This window comes from Streptomyces sp. NPDC005070 (assembly GCF_053600395.1).
Window position 1 is genome coordinate 1 of the sequence record NZ_JBSFZS010000356.1, and the last position, 2,695, is coordinate 2,695.

Here is a 2,695-nt window from a genome sequence, read left to right on the forward strand (position 1 = left end):
CGTTGTGAGGTCCGGGCCGAGTGAGTTGCTGGGTGCGGAGTGAGCTCTTGCAAGCGACGAGACCAGCAGGTGGATGCTGGCCGCGGGGCATCATGTCTGTGTCCACCGAACTGGCACGCAATAGGGCTGCCTTGGGGATAAAGCCGGCCAAGAGTGTTCAGAGGGGGCGGGATCCAAGCACTGGGGCGCCGAAGAGCCGCCTGCCGGGGGAGGAGGCACCTCACAACGAAAGACTCACGGACCTCAATCCGCGACCCACTCTCGCAGTGCCCCATGGCTTGGCACTGGTGAGCTGAAACATGAGCATCGTCTGCTCACGTCGCTGAGGCGTGGCCAGACCACCATCGATCGTGGAGGAACTGTCCGACCGGACCCCATCCGTATCGGGCAGAGAGCTGCTGGCGATACAGCCGCAGCACCAGGCCGACCCTGTTCCCCCTGCGCCGATTGAGCCCTCTGGGAGCTCCCGTGGCCACGTACCTGTACAGACTTGCTCGCCTTGCCTTCCGACGACGACGAACCACCGCTCTGATCTGGCTGGCCCTTTTGGCGATGGCGGGTGTCGGCGCGGCAACCGCATCGTCTTCCGTCTCTTCGACGTTCTCTTTGCCAGGAACCGAGTCCCAGCGTGCCTTCGACCTGATCGAGAAGCGGTTCCCGAACAGCAGCCCTGACGGTGCGACAGCCCGAGTCGTCCTCAGAGCTGCCGATGGGCAGAAGCTGACGGCTGCCACCCAGCAGGATGCCGTACGAGAGGTGGTCGCTGACCTCAAGTCAGGTTCTGGGCAGGTCGCCGCCGTGGCAGACCCCTACCAGGCGAAGGCTGTTTCCCAGGACGGGACCACCGCATACGTTTCCGTCACCTACAAGGTCACTCCGCCCGAAGTCACCGACGCTACCCGGGATGCGCTGAAAGAGGCCGGCCAGCGGGCCGAGCAGACCGGCCTCAAAGCCGAGATCGGCGGCGATGCCCTGGCCGTGACACCGGCACCGGGTGCCACAGAGATCGTCGGTGTAGTTATCGCCGGTGTCGTCCTCGTGATCACCTTCGGCTCTCTGGTTGCGGCCGGCCTTCCGCTGCTGACTGCGATGATCGGGGTGGGCATCGGGATTTCCGTCATCACAGCCCTGGCCGGCACGCTGGACCTTGGTTCCACCACATCGACCCTGGCCATGATGATCGGCCTCGCCGTAGGAATCGACTACGCCCTGTTCATCGTCTCCCGCTACCGCGCAGAAGTCGCAGACGGGAAACAACGTGAAGAGGCGGTCGGCCGCGCTGTCGGTACGGCGGGATCGGCTGTTGTCTTCGCCGGCCTGACAGTGATCATTGCACTGGCCGGCCTGTCCGTGGTGGGCGTCCCCATGCTCACCAAAATGGGTCTGGCTGCTGCAGGTTCTGTGATCATCGCTGTCCTGATCGCCCTGACTCTGGTCCCGGCGCTGCTCGGCTTCGCCGGAAGCAGGGTCACGGACCGGAAGACGAAGACGCCGCAGTCGACCCGGACGAAGACCAACACGGGCAGTCGGTGGGCAGGGTTTGTTCTGCGCCGCCCCCTGATGGTTCTTCTGACCGGTGTGCTGGGGCTGGCTGCTGTCGCCGTCCCGGCGGCTTCGCTGCAACTGGGTCTGCCCGACGACGGTGCGCAGCCTTCCAGCAGTACTCAGCACAAGGCCTACGACCTGCTGTCAGAGCACTTCGGCCCAGGCTTCAACGGCCCCCTCCTGGTGGTCGTCGATGGTGACAAGGCCGCTGCCGACCAAGCGGCCCAGACCATCACAAGCATCAAGGGCGTCACGGCTGTCAGCCCACCCACGGCCAATGCAGCCGGCAACACTTCCGTGATCACCGTGATCCCGCATGACCGCCCCTCTTCAGCCGCCACCGAGGATCTGGTTCACGAGATCCGGAATCGTTCCGAGCAAGACGTCCTGGTCACAGGCACAACAGCACTGAACATCGACTTCTCGCAGAAGATGAACAGCGCGCTGATGCCCTACCTGTCCCTGGTCGTGGGGCTGGCGTTCATCCTGCTCATGGTGGTCTTCCGGTCGATCCTTGTGCCGCTGAAGGCGGCGCTGGGATTCCTGCTCTCGGTGGTGGCCGCACTGGGAGCCGTGGTCGCCGTCTTCCAGTGGGGCTGGCTGGGCTCCCTGTTCGGTGTCGAACAGACCGGTCCGATCATGTCCATGATGCCGATCTTCATGATCGGTGTGGTCTTCGGACTGGCCATGGACTACGAGGTCTTTCTCGTCTCCCGCATGCGCGAGGCGTACGTGCACGGCGAACAGCCTCAGGAAGCCGTCGTCACCGGATTCCGGCACAGCGCACGTGTGGTCACGGCGGCCGCCATCATCATGATCGCGGTCTTCGCCGGCTTCATCGGCTCGGGCGAGCAGATGATCAAGATGATCGGCTTCGGGCTGGCCGTCGCGGTCTTCTTCGATGCCTTCGTCGTCCGTATGGCCATCGTCCCTGCGGTCCTGGCTCTGCTCGGTCACCGGGCGTGGTGGCTGCCACGCCGGCTGGACAGTGCACTGCCCAACTTTGACGTTGAAGGAGAAGGGCTCTCCGACACCTCCCAGAAGGCGTCGGCCGCGGACACCGGGGTGTCGCTCAGGCGTTCCTGGTCGGTCACGTCCCTGATGCTTGCCTGCGTCGACTGCAACCAGGCCAAGGCCGACCGACTGCCGC

The 2,695-nt window shown here is 64.6% G+C and carries 1 protein-coding gene; it reads left to right on the forward strand.

Translation table 11 applies throughout. The features are described from left to right. Positions 1-468 precede the first annotated feature (468 nt). Positions 469-2,695, forward strand: a 2,227-nt coding sequence (locus ACWEBX_RS38985; protein ID WP_451889442.1) for an MMPL family transporter, incomplete at its 3' end; no start/stop codon positions are given.